This window comes from Cupriavidus sp. JZ107, assembly GCF_053903255.1.
Genome location: NZ_CP096481.1, coordinates 19,552 through 34,229 on the forward strand (window position 1 = coordinate 19,552; position 14,678 = coordinate 34,229).

Consider the following 14,678-nt stretch of genomic DNA (forward strand, 5'->3'; position numbering starts at 1 on the left):
CGCGCGGACGTCTCGCATGTCACTCTCGCCAGGTGCCCGCTGATGCACCGCAGCGGGGCCGACCATGCGGAGAGGGACGAGAGATGCGAGACCGGGCCACGGGCTTTGGCGGGGAAGGCGAACAGGACGTCGTGGGCAAAACGGGGATGGAAGACCCGCCGAACAGGGCGAGGACCGATGCCCGCGGACCGGCCCGCCGGCGCCTGTTTCCGCATGTCGTGGCGGCCTGCTCGCTGGCGCTGGGCGCCCACGCCGCGCTGGCGGCGCAACTTACCCGCGTTTCGCCGGAAGGCCAGGTTTCCAAGGTCCGCCAGGTCACGCTGCGCTTCGACCAGTCGATGGTGCCGCTGGGCGACCTGCGCGCGACCGCACCGGCCGCCGTCCAATGTACCGGCGCCGCGCCGGCGGATCTGGGCGGCGAAGGCCGCTGGGTCGACGACCGCAACTGGGTGTTCGATTTCGTCCGCGACCTGCCGCCCGGCGTCTCGTGCACGGTCCGGCTGCGCGCGGGCCTGAAGAGCCAGGCCGGCCAGGACTATCGCGGCAAGTCCGAATACCGCTTCGAGACCGGCGGTCCGATCGTGGTGTCCAGCCGCCCCTCCGGCGGCGAGATCGAGGAGGACCAGGTCTTCGCGCTGCGCTTCAACGGCCCGGCCACTCCAGACTCGGTGCGTCAGCATGCGTTCTGCCAGGCGCAGGGCGTCGGCGAAATGATTCCGGTGCGGCTGGTGACCGGTGCGGACCGCGACGCGGTGCTCAAGGCGCTGGGCTGGAAGCCGCGCGGCGCGGACAGCGTGCATCTGCTGGCCTGCCAGCAGCGGCTGCCGGCAGGCGCGAAGATGGAATTGCTGCTTGCGCCGGGCATTGCGACGCCGTCGGGCCTGACCAGCAAGGAAGGGCGCCGCTTCGAATATCGGGTGCGCGAGCCGTTTACCGCCAGCTTCAGCTGCGAGCGCGAAAACGCGCAGGCGCCATGCACGCCGCTGCGGCCGATCACGCTGGAGTTCTCGGCGCCGATCGCGCGCCGCGCGGCCGAAGCCGTGGTGCTGCGCACGCCGTCGGGGGCCGTGGGGCCGAAGCTGGAGGCCAACCTGGCGGCCGATGCCACGGTCACCTCGCTGCGCTTCGAGCCGCCGTTTGCCGAGAATGCGAACCTGACGCTCGAGCTGCCGTCGTCCCTGAAGGACGAGAGCGGCCGCCCTTTGAGCAATGCCGATCTGTTTCCGCTGCGGGTGGCGACCGCAGCGATGCCGCCGCTCGCGAAGTTCGCCGCGGCGCCGTTCGGCGTGATCGAGCGCTTCGGCGAGCTGCCCAGGAGCCGGACCGACAAGCCGGCCGACGGGTTGGCCGACGGGTTGGCCAATTACCCGCCGCTGCTGCCGGTCACGCTGCGCCATGTCGAGCGTGAACTGACAGTGCTCGGCGTGCGCACCGAGGCCGGTATGGTCAGCCGGGTACGGGTCGACGACGATGCCGCGGTGCTGCGCTGGCTGGCGCTGGTGCGGCGCATGCACGAGACCAGCTGGACCCGCCCCGAGCTCGACGCGATCCTCGCCGGCAAGCCGCCGTCGGCGGCCCGCATTCCGCGCAACGCGCCCCAGGTCGAAACGCGCGCCGTGTCGCTGCTGGCCGGGGTGCCGGGCGTGCGCAAGCTGGCCGTGCCGGCCTCCGTCGGCGATGGCGCCAGCCGGCCGTTCGAGGTGGTCGGCATTCCGCTGCCGGAAGCGGGCTTTCATGTGGTGGAGATTGCCTCGCCGAGCCTGGGCGCGGCGCTGCTGGGCAAGCCGGCGCCGATGTATGTGCGGACCGCGGCGCTGGTGACCAATCTGGGCGTGCACTTCAAGGCCGGGCGCGACAACGCGATGGCCTGGGTCACCACGCTCGACGGCGGCAAGCCGGTGCGCGAGGCCAATGTCGCGGTGCGCGATTGCAGCGGCAAGCTGATCGCCACCGCGCGCACCGACGATGCCGGCGTGGCGCGCTTCGGCCGGCTCGGCGCTGACGGCGCCGACGGCGCCAGCGGTTCCGGCCGCTATTGCGAGGACACCGGGCTATCGGGCTACTTCGTGTCGGCCCGCATCGTCGCCGCGCACCCGCAGGCGCGCGGCCAGGCCGACATGGCCTTCGTGATGTCGGACTGGAACCGCGGCATCGAGAGCTGGCGCTTCCATGTGCCGACCGATACCAGCCCCACGCCGACCGTCCGCGCGCATACGGTGTTCGACCGCACGCTGCTGTCGGCGGGCGAGACCGTCTCGATGAAGCACTACCTGCGCGTCGAGACCTCGAACGGCTTCGCACTGCCGCCGGGCGGGGAGTCCGGACAGTTGCCCGACAAGCTGGTGATCCGCCACGAGGGCAGCGGCCAGACTTACGAGCAGCCGCTGCAATGGCGTACCACGGCCACCGGCGGGCGCAGCGCCGAGAGCCGCTTCGCGTTGCCGCCGGCCGCCAGGCTGGGCCGCTATACGGTCGAGCTGGCCGACGCGCGCCAGCGCAGCCATGACAGCGGCGCCTTCCGCGTCGAGGCCTTCCGCCTGCCGGTGCTGACCGGCACGGTGCGCGCCGCGGCCACGGGCGGCGCCCAGGCGCTGGTCGCGCCGAAGTCGCTGCCGCTGGACGTGGAGGTCCACTACGTGTCCGGCGGCGCCGCGGCGGGTTTGCCGGTGCGGGTGTCCGCGCTGCTGCGCGACCGCCTGCCGCGCTTTGCCGATGCCGCCGGCTACAGCTTCGATGCGCCGCGCGCGCCGGACGAGCAGCGCGACGAATCCGACGAGGTAGAGGACCAGGACGCCGGCCAGACCGCGCCGCACGACGGCCAGACGCTGATCGCCGACAAGCGCGCGCTGACGCTGGACGCCAACGGCGGCGGTCGCCTGACGCTGGACACGCTGCCGCCGGTCACCGCGCCGCGCGATCTGCTGGTCGAGGCGGCCTTCGCCGACCCCAATGGCGAGATCCAGACGCTGCGGCAGACGCTGCCACTGTGGCCGGCCGCGGTGGTGGCCGGCATTCGCGCCGACGACTGGGTCGCGGTCAAGCGCCAGGCCACGGTGCAGGGCATCGCGCTCGATATCGACGGCAAGCCGCGCGCCGGCGTGCCGATGGAGGTCCATGCGCGCGCCCGCATCACGACGTCGGCGCGCAAGCGCGTGGTCGGCGGCTTCTATCGTTACGACAACCGCACCGAGGTGCGCGACCTGGGCAAGGTCTGCGAGGCCAGGACCGATACGCGCGGCCGCATGCAGTGCTCGGTGACGCTGGAACAGACCGGCGAGGTCGAACTGGTCGCCCGCGCCCGCGACGATGCGGGGCGCGTCTCCGAGGCGGCCACCAGCGTCTGGGTCACCGGCCAGGGCGAGCTGTGGTTCGGCGGCGAGAACCACGACCGCATCGACCTGCTGCCCGAGCGGCCGTCCTATGCGCCCGGCGATACCGCGCGCTTCCAGGTGCGGATGCCGTTCCGCCAGGCCACTGCGCTGGTGGCGGTCGAACGCGAAGGCATCCTCGAGACCAGCGTGGTGACGCTGGCCGGCAAGGACCCGACCGTCAGCGTCAAGGTCAAGCCCGAGTGGGGACCGAACGTCTACGTGTCGGTGCTGGCGCTGCGCGGACGCCTGCACGAGGTGCCCTGGTATTCCTTCTTCACCTGGGGCTGGCGCGAGCCGCGCGAATGGTGGCGCGCCTTCCGCAGCGAGGGGCGCGAATACGTCGCGCCGACGCCGCTGGTCGATCTGTCCAGGCCGGCGTTCCGGCTGGGACTCGCCGAGATCCGCGTCGGCAACGAGGCGCACCGGCTCGACGTCAAGGTCGCCACCGACCGCGCCAGCTACCCGGTGCGCGGCCAGGCCAGGGTGACGGTGCAGGTCACGCTGCCGGACGGCAAGCCGGCGGCCAACGGCGAAGTCGCGCTCGCCGCGGTCGACGAGGCGCTGCTCGAGCTGATGCCGAACACCAGCTGGAACCTGCTCGAGGCGATGCTGCAGCGGCGCAGCTACGGTGTCGAGACCGCGACCGCGCAGATGGAGATCGTCGGGCGGCGCCACTATGGCCGCAAGGCGGTGCCGGCCGGTGGCGGCGGCGGCAAGAATCCGACGCGCGAGCTGTTCGACACGCTGCTGCTGTGGAATCCGCGCGTGCAGCTCGACGCGGCCGGCAAGGCGGCGCTGACGGTGCCGCTGAACGATTCGCTGACGCGCTTTCGCATCGTCGCGGTCGCCGATCTCGGGGTCGCCCGCTTCGGCACCGGCAGCGCCACCGTGGCGGCGACGCAGGACCTGCAGCTGATTTCCGGCCTGCCGCCGCTGGTGCGCGAGGGCGACCGCTATCGCGCGATGTTTACGCTGCGCAATACCACGGCGCGCGCGATGACGGTGGAGGTTGGCGCGCGCAGCGTGGCGGCCGGCGCCGCCGGTGGTGCCGCCTCCGGCGCCGTGGCCGGCGATCCGGCAGCCGACGCGGGGACGGCAACGCTGCCCACGCAGACCGTATCGGTACCGGCCGGACAGGCGCGCGAGATCGGCTGGGACGTGGTCGCACCGCTGCTGGCGCAGGCGAGCGGCCAGCCCACGGTCACCGAGAGCGAGCTGCAGTGGGAAATCGCGGCCACCGAACAACGCAAGGGCGACGGCAAGAGCGAGGACAGCGCACCCGCGTCGGACCGGATCCGCATCGGCCAGCGGCTGGCCGCGGCGGTACCGCTGACCGTGCAGCAGGGCACGCTGGCGCAACTGGCGCCGGGCCTGTCGGTGCCGGTCCGCGCGCCCGCGGCCGCGCTGCGCGATCCCGCCGGTGCGCCGCGCGGCGGCCTGCAGATCGGCCTGCAGTCGACGCTGGCGGGGGGTCTGCCGGGCGTGCGCGACTGGTTCGCCCGCTATCCGTATACCTGCCTGGAGCAGCGCGCGTCGAAGGCGGTCGGCCTGGGCGACGCCGCGCTCTGGCAGTCGCTGATGGCGCAGCTGCCCGCCTATCAGGACGACGACGGGCTGGTGGCGTACTTCCCGATGCAGGGCGAGGCGATGCGCGATGGCGGCAGCGAGGTGCTGACCGCCTATCTGCTGGCGTTGGCCGACGAGGCCCACCGCGCCGGGCTGCCGTTGCAATTGCCGGCGCAGGCGCGCGAGCGGATGGAGCAGGCGCTGGCCGCCTTCGTCGAGGGCCGGCTGCAGCGCCGCGCCTGGGCGCCGTCCTCCGACCTGGAGATCCGCAAGCTGGCCGCGCTGGAGGCGCTGTCGCGCGGTGGCAAGGCGCAGGCCCGCATGCTCGGTTCGATCCAGATCGCGCCGCAGCAGTGGCCGACCTCGGCGCTGCTCGACTGGACCGCGCTGCTGCAGCGCCTGCCCGATGTGCCGCAGCGCGAGGCGCGGCTGGCCGAGGCGCAGCGGCTGCTGCGCGCGCGGCTGGACCTGCAGGGCACGCGGCTGGCGTTCTCGACTGAGCGTGACGACCACTGGTGGTGGCTGATGGCCGGCGGCGACATCAACGCCGCGCGGCTGCTGACGCTGGCGCTGGAGCTGCCCGAGTGGCGCGAGGATGCGCCGCGGCTGGCGAGCGGCCTGCTGGGCCGCCAGAGCGCCGGTGCGTGGAGCACCACCAATGCCAATGCCTGGGGCGTGCTGGCGGTGCGCCGCTTCGCGCAGATCTTCGAGCGCGAGCCGGTCGGCGGCGCGACCCGCGTGACGCTGGGTGACGCTTCGCGCAGCTTCGACTGGCGCTCGGCCGCGGCCGGCAAGGACGGCGTGGCGGCGGGCGCGCTGATGCTGCCGTGGCCGTCGCAGCCTCTCCAGCCTTCACAGCCGCCACAGCCGGGCCCGCCCGCCGCGCCCGCCACGCTGCAGCTGCAGCACGACGGCGCCGGCCGCCCGTGGGCGACGGTGCGCGCGCTGGCGGCGGTGCCGCTGGCCGAGCCGATTGCCGCCGGCTACCGCATCCGCCGCAGCGTCAGCGCGGTCGAGCAGGCCACGCCGGGACGCTGGTCGCGCGGCGACATCTATCGCGTCAAGCTGGAGATCGACGCGCAGGCTGACATGACGTGGGTGGTGGTCAGCGATCCGGTGCCCGCGGGCGCCACCATCCTGGGCAGCGGCCTGGGCCGCGACTCGCAGATCGCCACGCGCGGCGAGCGCCGCACCGGCGCCTGGCCTGCCTTCAGCGAGCGCACGCCGCAGGCCTACCGCGAGTACTACGCGCATCTGCCCAAGGGCACGGCGACCATCGAGTACACCGTGCGGCTGAACAACGCCGGCGAGTTCGCGCTGCCACCGACCCGGGTCGAGGCGATGTATGCGCCCGAGGTGTTCGGCGCCGCGCCCAATGCGCGCTTGACCGTGGGGCCGCGTTCGTGAGCGATGTCCTCGAACGGCGCGGCTGGACGATGCCGCCGCGCGTGCGCGAATGGTGGATGGCCGGCGCCGTCGCCGGCACCATCTATGGCGCGCTGCTGCTGAGCGCCGCGCTGGAGCTGCCGCCCGGCACGCCGCTGACGGGCAGCTTCGCCTGGCAGCCGGCGTGGAAGACGGCAATGGCGCTGCTGCTGGCGCGGGCGGCGTGGTTCCATCCGGTGCGCCGCGAGCGCCGCTGGCTGGTCGCCGCGCTGCTGTTCTCCGCGGTGGGCGATCTGCTGCTGGCGGTGCCGTGGCTGCCGCTCTCCTTCTCCGGCGGGCTCGGCTTCTTCCTGCTGGCGCATCTGTGCTATCTCGCGCTGCTGCTGCCGCTGGTCGGCGACGACCGGCCGCACCGGCTGCTCGCCTGCGGCGCGGTGATCGGCACGGTCGGCACGCTGCTGGGGCGCTTCTGGCCCAACCTCGGCACGCTGCGCGTCGAGGTCTGCGCCTATGTCGTCGCGCTGACCGCGATGGCGTGCGCGGCGCTGCTGGCGCGGCTGCCGACGCCGCTGGCCGCGCTCGGCGCGCTGTGCTTCGTCGTGTCCGACGCGCTGATCGGCATCGCGCGCTTCCTGTCGCCGTTCGACCGTTTCGAGCTGGGCATCTGGTGGACCTATGCCGCGGCCCAGGTATTGCTGGTCGCCGGCATCGTCGCGGGACGGCGGCCATGACGCGGGCCGCGCGATGGCCCGGCATCCGGCGCGCTGCCTTCGCGGCGGCGCTGCTTGGTGCGCTGCTGTCGGCGATACCGTCGGCGCCGGCGATCGCCGACACGCTGCCCGGCTTCGACCAGGTACGCGACAGCTACCGCGGCGCCGACGTGATCGTGCGCGACCGCCATGGCGAGCCGGTCGCCACGGTCCGGACCGATTTCAGCGCGCGGCGCGGGCAATGGGTGGCGCTCGACGAGATCTCGCCGGCGGTGCGCACCGCGATCGTGCTGTCCGAGGACCGGCGCTTCTACCGGCACAGCGGCGTCGACTGGCAGGGCGTGGCCGGCGCGGCCTGGGCCAATCTGTGGAACACGCGCACACGCGGCGCGTCGACGCTGACGATGCAGCTGGCCGCGCTGCTCGACGACGACCTGCGCCGCGGCGCGGGCGGACGCAGCGCGGCGCAGAAGATGAGCCAGGCCTGGCGCGCGGCGCGGCTCGAACGCGGCTGGAGCAAGAGCCAGATCCTCGAGGCCTATCTGAACCTGGTACCGCTGCGCGGCGAGCTGGTCGGCCTGTCGGCGCTGTCGCAGGGGCTGTTCGGCAAGCTGCCGAGCGGGCTCGACGCGCGCGAGGCGGCGCTGGCGGTGGCGCTGGTGCGCGCGCCCAATGCCGCGCCGGCGCGCGTGGCGCAGCGCGCCTGCCAGATCCTGCGCGAGATGGCGCAGCCGGACGGCTGCAACGGGCTGGACGGCTTTACGCAACTGGCGCTGGCGCGCGCCGCGATGCCGCCGGCCGGACCGGGCCGCGCGCAACTGGCGCCGCACCTGGGCCGGCTGCTGGTCGAGCGGGCCGCGCAGGGCGCGAGTCGCACCGCGCCGGCCGCGATCGACTCGACGCTCGATGCCGGCGTGCAGCGCCTGGCGACGGCCAGCCTGCAGCGGCATCTGCGCGAGCTGGCCGGACGCCATGTCGAGGACGGCGCGGTGGTCGTGCTCGATAACGCCAGCGGCGACGTGCTGGCCTATGTGGGCTCGTCGGGCACGCTGTCCGCGGCGGCGCAGGTCGACCATGCGGCCGCGCTGCGCCAGGCCGGCTCGACGCTGAAGCCTTTCCTCTATGCGCAGGCGCTGGAGGAGCGGCGCCTGACCGCGGCCTCGCTGCTGGACGACCGGCCGGTCAACCTGCCGACCGGCGGCGGCCTCTATATCCCGCGCAACTACGATGGCCGCTACGGCGGCTGGGTCAGCATGCGCGCCGCGCTGGCCGGATCGCTCAATGTGCCGGCGGTGCGCACGCTGGTGATGGTGACCCCGCACCGATTCCATCGGCGCCTGGTCGCGCTCGGGCTGCCGCTGACCGAGGCCGGCGACTACTACGGCTACAGCCTGGCGCTGGGCAGCGCCGACGTGTCGCTGCTGACGCTGACCAATGCCTACCGCACGCTGGCCAACCAGGGCCGCCAGGCCTCGGTGCGGATGCGGCTGGCCGAGCCGGCGCCGCGGCCGCTGGCGGTGATGTCGGCGGCGGCGACGCATGTGATCGGCGACGTGCTGTCCGACCGGCATGCGCGCGCGCGCACCTTCGGCCTCGACAGTCCGCTGACCACGCGCTTCTGGACCGCGGTCAAGACCGGCACCAGCAAGGACATGCGCGACAACTGGTGCATCGGCTGGTCGCAGCACTACACGGTCGGCGTCTGGGTCGGCAACGCCAGCGGCGCGGCGATGCGCGATGTGTCCGGCGTATCGGGCGCGGCGCCGGTCTGGCACGAGGTGATGGCGTACCTGCATCGCGACCGCGCGAGCCGGCCGCCTGCCATGCCCGCGGGTGTCGAGCGCGTGCCGGTGCGGTTCGAAGGCGTACCCGAGCCTGCGCGGGACGAGGTGTTCCTGGCCGGTACCGCGGTGCCGCTCGTCGCGGTCGGCAGCCACCAGGAGGGCACGCCGGTGGCTCGGTTGGCGGCGGAGCGCGTCCGGGGCGCGGCGATCGCCAGCCCGGCCGACGGCACCGTGTTCGCGCTCGATCCCGATATTCCGCCGCAGGCGCAGCGCGTGTGGCTGCACGCCGAGGATGTCGCCGGCCGGACCGCGCGCGCGGTGGCGTGGCGGCTCGACGGCAAGCGGCTCGGCCGTGGCGGCAAGCTGGCCTGGCTGCCCTGGCCCGGCCGGCATCGGCTCGAACTGGTCGATGCCGGCGGCACGGTGCTCGATACGGTGCGCATCGAGGTGCGCGGCGCGACCGTGCGCGAAGGGCGCGACGGTCCGCCGCCGCCGCGGGGCAGGACGGCGGTGAGGCAGGGCGCCGCGGCGGAGCGCGGATGATCGCCGCCTCGCCGCCTCGCCGCCGTCGGCCGCTACTCTCAGATTCCCAGCGTTCCCAGGAGCTCGATCCCATGCCTACCGAACCGATTGCCTCGCCGACCGCCTCACAGACCGCCTCACAGACCGCCTCGCCGATGCTGCTCGATGCCGCCCAGACCGCGGCGCGGCTGCCGTATCCGGATCTGGCCGTCGCCATTGCCGACATGCTCGGCGAACTGCGCGCCGGCACCGCGATGGCGCCGCCGCGGCTGGCGCTGCCGGTCGGCGACGTGAGCGCCGCGGCCCCGCGGGGCGAGGGAACGCTGCTGGTGATGCCGGCACGCAATGCCGACCTGGTGATGACCAAGAACATCACCGTCCATCCGGGCAATCCGGCGCGCGGGCTGCCCAATATCCTCGGCGAAGTGGTGGTGGCCGACGCGCATACCGGCGTGCGGCTGGCGCTGCTGGACGGACCGACGGTGACCGGACGACGCACGGCCGCGGTGTCGCTGCTGGCGGCGCAGCGCTTCGCCGCGCGGCCCGACGGCGAGCTGCTGATCGTCGGCGCCGGCGTGCAGGCCACCACGCATCTCGAGGCCTTCGCCGCCGGGCTGCCGCTGCGGCGGGTCTGGCTGCATTCGCGCACGGCGGACAAGGCCCATGCGCTGGCGGCGCATGCGCGGCGGCTTGGCCTGGAGGCCGAGGTCATCGAATCGTCCGGCGACATCGACACGGTGCTCGCGCGCGTGTCGATGGTGGTCACCGTGACGTCGAGCCGCACGCCGGTGCTGCCGGACCTGGCCGCCGGCTGCTGGCGCGACGACCACTTCATCGCCGCGGTCGGGGCGTTCCGGCCCGACATGTGCGAGCTGCCGCCGGCGCTGTGCCGCGGCGCCGCGCAGGCGGGACGGTTGCTGGCCGATACGCTGTTCGGCATCGAGGACGAGGCCGGCGACCTGCTGCAGGCCGGCATCGACTGGGCCGCGGTGCAGCCGTTCGAGACGGCGATCCTGGCCGCCGACGCGATCCGCGCACGCAGCGGCAGTCCGCTGGTGTTCAAGAGCGTCGGCTATGCGCTTTGGGATCTGGCGGCCTGCGCGCTGGCGGTCCGAAGCGCCGGCGCATGACGGCGCCGACGGTGTGGAAGGCGCCGATGGGGCCGATGGGGCCGATGGGGCCGATGGGGCCGATGGGGCCGATGGGGCCGATGGGGCCGATGGGGCCGATGGGGCCGATGGGGCCGATGGGGCCGATGGCGCCGATGGCGCCGGTCGCATCCGGCCGCCGGTCGCTGTCACATTCCTGAGACACTTCTGCCGCCTCTCTCCCGGCTGTGGTGGCCCTTTGGATACCGCGGATTGCGGTAAACCCTCGATTTAGTGGCGCGCCTCTACAAAATGTCTCGAGATTGAAACGATGACGGCATCGGCAGCGGGATAATGCTGCCCTTGCAGTTGAAAACCACGAAGGAGAGAGGATGTCGCACAACAAGAAAATCCTGGTGGCTGTCGCGGCCATGGTAGTGGGCGGAGCCGCCCAGGCACAGTCGGCCGGCAGCACCGTCGTCAGCGCGGGCTGGTTCCGCGTGATGCCGAACAGCTCGGCCGATCCGCTGACCATCGACAGCGTCGGTGGCCGCCCGGTGAACATGCAGCGTCCCAATACCGGCGCCGACATCAAGGCGGCCAATACGCTGGGCCTGTCGATCGACCACTTCGTCACCGACCACATCTCGGCCGAGTTCGTCGTCGGTATCCCCCCGGAGCACGATGTCGAGGGCGACAAGGGCTACGGCAGGTACGGCAAGCTCGGTACGGTGCGCCAGTGGAGCCCGGCGGTGCTGGTCAAGTACCACTTCCTCGAGCCCGCCTCGCGCTTCCGCCCCTATGTGGGCCTGGGCGTCAACTACACCTGGTTTACCGACGAGACGATCACCAACCAGCAGTTCGTGCGCCAGGAGTTCGGCCCGAACGCCACGATGACCGCGAGCGCCAAGTCGTCGTGGAATCCGGTCTTCAACATCGGCGCGAACTACAAGATCAACGAGCGCTGGCATGTGGGCCTGTCGGTGTCCTACCTGCCGCTGGATACCCGCGCGACCTTCGTCACGCGCAATTCCGCGCAGGGCGGCGCCACCGTGGTGTCGCATACCAAGATCAAGATCGATCCGATCGTGACCTTCCTGAACGTCGGCTACCGCTTCTGAGCGTCCGCTATGACGTCATTCCCGCGCGCGCGGGAATCCAGCGTCTTTTGAAGCCACTGGGTCCCCGCCTGCGCGGGGACGACGACCCAAGGCCGGCTCAGCCCTTGACCGGATAGCCCGCCGCTTCGATCGCCTCCCGCACCTCCTGCACATCGGCGTCCGCTTCTACGCTGACCGCCTGCGCCGCAATATCGGCCGACACGCGCGCGTCGGGATCGACCTGCTTCACCGCACGCGTGATCGCACCCACGCAGTGATTGCAGGACATGCCTTCCACTTGAAACTGCATCATCGTTGAACTCCTCGGTATGGGTGATGAATCCGGGCCACTCGTCGTCCCCGCGAAAGCGGGGACCCAGCGGCTTCAGCAGGCGGTGGATTCCCGCGTGCGCGGAAATGACGCGACGGCATTCCGGTACAACGGCGCCATTCTGAACCTTCCCATCATGTCAACCGCAAGCGCCGCCGCCGCATCGCGAAAACTGGCGCATCGGCCTTGACCTTCCTAGCATGGTAAGGTCCAGCATCCAGTGACAGGCTATGTCAACGAGGATGTCAACCGCCATGTCCACTTCTTCACTTCCGCTGTCGCCGGCCCCCTCCGGTGCCGATACCACGCCCGCCGCGCCCGAATGGCGCCTGCCGATCGAGGGGATGACCTGCGCCTCCTGCGTGCGCCGGGTCGAGAACGCGCTGGCCAAGGTGCCGGGCGTGCGTTCGGTCGCCGTCAACCTGGCCACCGAGGAGGCCACCGTGCAGGCCGACAGCGCCGCCGTGCTGCCCGCGGCCGCCGACGCCGTCGCCGCCGCCGGCTACGCGGTGCCACGTACCGAGCTGGAGCTGACGATGCGGGAGATGACCTGCGCCTCCTGCGTGGGCCGCGTCGAACGCGCGCTGCGCGCGGTGCCCGGCGTGGTCGACGCGCAGGTCAATCTGGCGACCGAGCGCGCCCTTGTGACACTGGTTGGCGGCAACGCGGCCGACATGCTGCCGGTGCTGACAGAGGCCGTGTCCCGCGCCGGCTACGCCGCCGAACCGGTGGTCGAGGCGGCGACGGGCGGGCAGACCGTGCCCGCGCGCGCCGCCGACTTGTGGTCCGGACCGTGGGCCGTGGCGATCCCGGCCGCGCTGTCGCTGCCGCTGGTCGCGCCGATGGTGCTCGGCTGGTTCGGCGTCGCCTGGAACGTGCCGGCGCTGTGGCAATGGCTGCTGGCCACGCCGGTGCAGTTCGTGTTCGGCTGGCGTTTCTACCGCGCGGGCTGGAAGGCGGCGCGCGCCGGCACCGGCAATATGGATCTGCTGGTCGCGCTCGGCACCTCGGCGGCCTACGGCCTGTCGCTGTGGCTGATCTGGCGCGGTGCCGCCGCCCATGGCGAGGGCCACCCGCATCTGTACTTCGAAAGCGCGGCGGTGGTGATCACGCTGGTCCGGCTCGGCAAATGGCTCGAGGTCCGCGCCAAGCGGCAGACCGCGGACGCGATCCGCGCGCTGGCCGCGCTGCGGCCGGATACCGCGCGCGTGCGCCGCGACGGCGTCGACACCACGGTGCCGCTGGCACAGGTGCGCGTCGGCGACGAAGTGATCGTGCTGCCGGGCGAGCGCATTCCGGTCGACGGCGTGGTGATCGACGGCGACAGCCATGCCGACGAATCGATGCTGACCGGCGAAAGCCTGCCGGTGCCCAAGCATGTCGACGACCGCGTGACCGGCGGCGCCATCAACGGCGAGGGCCGGCTGGTGCTGCGTACCGCCGCGGTCGGCGCGGAAACGGTGCTGGCCCGGATCATCCGCATGGTCGAGCATGCGCAGGCGGCCAAGGCACCGATCCAGCGCCTGGTCGACCGCGTCAGCGCGGTGTTCGTGCCGGTGGTGCTGGCGATCGCGCTGGTCACGCTGCTGGGCTGGGGCTTGGCGCTGGGCGACTGGCAGTCGGCGTTGCTGAACGCGGTGGCGGTGCTGGTGATCGCGTGCCCGTGCGCGCTGGGCCTGGCCACGCCGACCGCGATCATCGCCGGCACCGGCGCGGGCGCGCGCGCCGGCATCCTGGTCAAGGACGCCGAGGCGCTGGAGACCGCGCATCGCGTCAATGTGGTCGCGTTCGACAAGACCGGCACGCTGACCGTCGGACAGCCGGAAGTCGTGGCGCTGGTATCGGCCGACGCAACTGCCGACGCAACGGCGGGCGACGGCTCGTCGCTGCTGCTGCAGCGGCTGGCCGCGCTGCAGGCCGGCAGCGAACATCCGCTGGCCCGTGCGGTGCTGCACGCCGCCGAGCAGCGCGAGTTGACGGTGCCGGTCGCCAGCGAACTGCGCGCGCTGCCGGGCCGCGGCATCAGCGGGCGCATCGACGGCGTCGCCTGGGCCCTTGGCAGCGAGCGGCTGCGCAAGGAACTGGGCGCGTCGCTGGACGAAGGCGCCGCGCTGCAGCGCGAAGCCGATGCGCTGCGCCAGGCCGGCCGCACGGTGTCGTGGCTGATCGCGATCGATGCGCGCCGCGTCGAAGGGCTGGTCGCGTTCGGCGATGCGATCAAGCCGGGCGCGCGCGAAGCGGTGGCGCGCCTGCATGCGGCCGGCGTGCGTACCGTGATGCTGTCCGGCGACAGCCAGGGCGCCGCGGCGCAGGTCGCCGACGCGCTCGGCATCGACGACGTGCAGGCCGAGGTGCTGCCCGAGGACAAGGCCGCGCGCGTGGCGGCGCTCAAGCGCGGCGGCGCGGTGGTCGCGATGGTCGGCGACGGCGTCAACGATGCGCCGGCGCTGGCCGCGGCCGACGTGGGCATCGCGATGTCCACCGGTACCGACGTGGCGATGCACGCGGCCGGCATCACGCTGATGCGCGGCGACCCGGGCCTGGTTGCCGATGCGCTGGCGATGTCGCACCGGACCGTGCGCAAGATCCGGCAGAACCTGTTCTGGGCCTTCATCTACAACGTGATCGGCATCCCGCTGGCGGCGGCCGGCCTGCTCAGCCCGGTGGTGGCGGGCGCGGCGATGGCCTTCTCGAGCGTCAGCGTGGTCGGTAACGCGCTGCTGCTGCGGCGCTGGCGGCCCGAAGCGGGCACGCAGTCGGCCGGCACGCAGGCAGCAGGCCAGCCGGCAGCGCAGCGCTGAAACATGGAGGAAGCAAGGC

At 72.7% G+C, this 14,678-nt stretch carries 8 protein-coding genes; 7 read left to right on the forward strand and 1 reads right to left on the reverse strand.

Features of this window, described 5'->3' with window-relative positions; genetic code table 11:
* The first annotated feature begins 146 nt into the window (after window positions 1-146).
* The 6 genes from M1D55_RS09665 to M1D55_RS09690 all read left to right on the forward strand — a co-directional run bounded on the left by M1D55_RS09665 (window position 147) and on the right by M1D55_RS09690 (window position 11,548).
* Window positions 147-6,344: an alpha-2-macroglobulin family protein gene (locus M1D55_RS09665; protein ID WP_456282091.1), complete on the forward strand. Its 6,198-nt coding sequence runs from the start codon at window positions 147-149 to the stop codon at window positions 6,342-6,344.
* 29 nt (window positions 6,345-6,373) lie between these two features.
* The gene (locus M1D55_RS09670; protein ID WP_456282766.1) at window positions 6,374-7,054 is read left to right on the forward strand and encodes a lysoplasmalogenase; all 681 of its coding nucleotides are present in this window, start codon (window positions 6,374-6,376) and stop codon (window positions 7,052-7,054) included.
* Window positions 7,051-9,360 carry a penicillin-binding protein 1C gene (gene pbpC, locus M1D55_RS09675; RefSeq protein ID WP_456282092.1) on the forward strand — a complete coding sequence of 770 codons (2,310 nt, stop codon included), beginning with the start codon at window positions 7,051-7,053 and terminating at the stop codon, window positions 9,358-9,360. The genes M1D55_RS09670 and pbpC overlap by 4 nt, the downstream gene beginning before the upstream one ends.
* Before the next feature lie 134 nt (window positions 9,361-9,494).
* Window positions 9,495-10,469 carry a delta(1)-pyrroline-2-carboxylate reductase family protein gene (locus M1D55_RS09680; protein WP_456282767.1) on the forward strand — a complete coding sequence of 325 codons (975 nt, stop codon included), beginning with the start codon at window positions 9,495-9,497 and terminating at the stop codon, window positions 10,467-10,469.
* Entirely contained in the window at window positions 10,466-10,648 is a 183-nt protein-coding gene (locus tag M1D55_RS09685) for a hypothetical protein (RefSeq protein WP_456282093.1), read from the forward strand. Before M1D55_RS09680 ends, M1D55_RS09685 begins: the two co-directional genes overlap by 4 nt.
* A 171-nt stretch (window positions 10,649-10,819) precedes the next feature.
* Window positions 10,820-11,548 (forward strand): OmpW/AlkL family protein, encoded by a 729-nt coding sequence (locus tag M1D55_RS09690; protein WP_006577910.1) that lies wholly within the window; start codon window positions 10,820-10,822, stop codon window positions 11,546-11,548.
* Window positions 11,549-11,645: 97 nt separating this feature from the next.
* Here M1D55_RS09690 and M1D55_RS09695 read toward each other — a convergent pair whose 3' ends face one another.
* Window positions 11,646-11,840, reverse strand: a complete 195-nt coding sequence (locus tag M1D55_RS09695) for a heavy-metal-associated domain-containing protein (RefSeq protein WP_006577909.1) — start codon at window positions 11,838-11,840, stop codon at window positions 11,646-11,648.
* Window positions 11,841-12,112: 272 nt separating this feature from the next.
* On the opposite strand from M1D55_RS09695, the gene M1D55_RS09700 reads away from it, so the two are divergent.
* Entirely contained in the window at window positions 12,113-14,659 is a 2,547-nt protein-coding gene (locus M1D55_RS09700) for a heavy metal translocating P-type ATPase (RefSeq protein WP_456282094.1), read from the forward strand.
* The last annotated feature ends 19 nt before the right edge of the window (window positions 14,660-14,678 follow it).

Coding starts and splice junctions, on each gene's coding strand:
- M1D55_RS09670 (WP_456282766.1), top strand. CDS start 6,374: ATGCCGCCGCGCGTGCGCGAATGGTGGATGGCCGGCGCCGTCGCCGGC.
- M1D55_RS09665 (WP_456282091.1), top strand. CDS start 147: ATGGAAGACCCGCCGAACAGGGCGAGGACCGATGCCCGCGGACCGGCC.
- M1D55_RS09680 (WP_456282767.1), top strand. CDS start 9,495: ATGCTGCTCGATGCCGCCCAGACCGCGGCGCGGCTGCCGTATCCGGAT.
- M1D55_RS09695 (WP_006577909.1), bottom strand. CDS start 11,840: ATGATGCAGTTTCAAGTGGAAGGCATGTCCTGCAATCACTGCGTGGGT.
- M1D55_RS09700 (WP_456282094.1), top strand. CDS start 12,113: ATGTCCACTTCTTCACTTCCGCTGTCGCCGGCCCCCTCCGGTGCCGAT.
- pbpC (WP_456282092.1), top strand. CDS start 7,051: ATGACGCGGGCCGCGCGATGGCCCGGCATCCGGCGCGCTGCCTTCGCG.
- M1D55_RS09690 (WP_006577910.1), top strand. CDS start 10,820: ATGTCGCACAACAAGAAAATCCTGGTGGCTGTCGCGGCCATGGTAGTG.
- M1D55_RS09685 (WP_456282093.1), top strand. CDS start 10,466: ATGACGGCGCCGACGGTGTGGAAGGCGCCGATGGGGCCGATGGGGCCG.